Source organism: Streptomyces sp. PA03-6a (assembly GCF_033792765.1).
Taxonomy (GTDB): domain Bacteria; phylum Actinomycetota; class Actinomycetes; order Streptomycetales; family Streptomycetaceae; genus Actinacidiphila.
Genome location: NZ_JARAVK010000574.1, coordinates 1 through 1,058, shown reverse-complemented (window position 1 = coordinate 1,058; position 1,058 = coordinate 1). Strand labels below are relative to the sequence as shown.

Annotated in this window: 1 protein-coding gene; it reads right to left on the bottom strand. The window is 79.5% G+C overall.

The window, feature by feature from the left end; translation table 11 throughout:
* Positions 1-821: NAD(P)H-hydrate epimerase (locus PV350_RS46685; RefSeq protein ID WP_500339319.1), on the bottom strand; the 821-nt coding region annotated here is incomplete at its 3' end.
* Positions 822-1,058 lie beyond the last annotated feature (237 nt).

Genomic DNA, 1,058 nt, shown 5'->3' with positions numbered 1-1,058 from the left:
GCCCCCGCGCCCGCCCGCAACGCGCCCGCCACCGCGAGCACGGCGGCCCCGGGGTAGCGCTCCGAGCCCGCGACGACGCCGATCACGCCACGCCGGTACTTGTCGCTCTCGGCGTCCGGGCCCGGCAGGAGGGCGGCGACGTCGGCGTGCTGCAGCGCCTCCAGGTCGGGCGGGGTGCCGTCCAGGAAGGGGCCGAGGCCGATGTCGACCAGGCGCAGGGCGCCGGCGTGCTCGGCGGCCGGGTCCACGAGCAGGCCCGGCTTGTACGTCCCGAACGTCACCGTCATGTCGGCCCGCACTGCGGCGCCCCGTACCTCGCCGCTGTCCGCGTCCACCCCGCTGGGGAGGTCCACGGCGACCACGACCGCCCGCGAGGCGTGCGCGGCCTCCGCCAGCGGCACCGCCTCGGGGCGCAGCCCGCCCTTGCCCCCGATGCCCACGATGCCGTCCAGCACGAGGTCGGCACGGTGGATCAGGGCCACCGCGTCCACGTCCTCCGGGGCGGCGGCACGGCCGCCCGCGGCACGCAGGGCCGCCAGGCCACCGCGGTGCGCCTTCTGCGGCGCCACCAGGACGGCGGTCACCCCCGCCCCGCGCCGTGCCAGGCGCGCCCCCGCGTACAGCGCGTCGCCGCCGTTGTCCCCGCTCCCGGCCAGCACGACGACGCGGGCCGCGTAGACCCCGCCCCCGGTGCCGAGCGCGTTCGCGCACGCGGCCGCCAGCCCGGCCGCCGCCCGCTGCATCAGGGCCCCCTCCGGAACCCGCGCCATGAGCGCCCGCTCCGCCGCCCGTACGGTCTCCACGCTGTACGCCACCCGCATGCGGCCATGTTCCCACCGCGGGGCCGTGGTTGCGCGCCGTCCGTGTGCGCGGGTTGTTCGCGCCTGCGGCCGGCATCCCCCACCGCCCGCCCTCCCCCAGCCTTCGGCCGGGGGGACCCCATCCGGCGCGGTCAGTGACCGCCTCGCTGCGTACGTGTGGGGTCGGTGCCGCGCCGGGGCACGCCCCCAGCCTTCGGCCGGGGGGACCCCCATGGGGCACCCCGCCACACCCCCTCC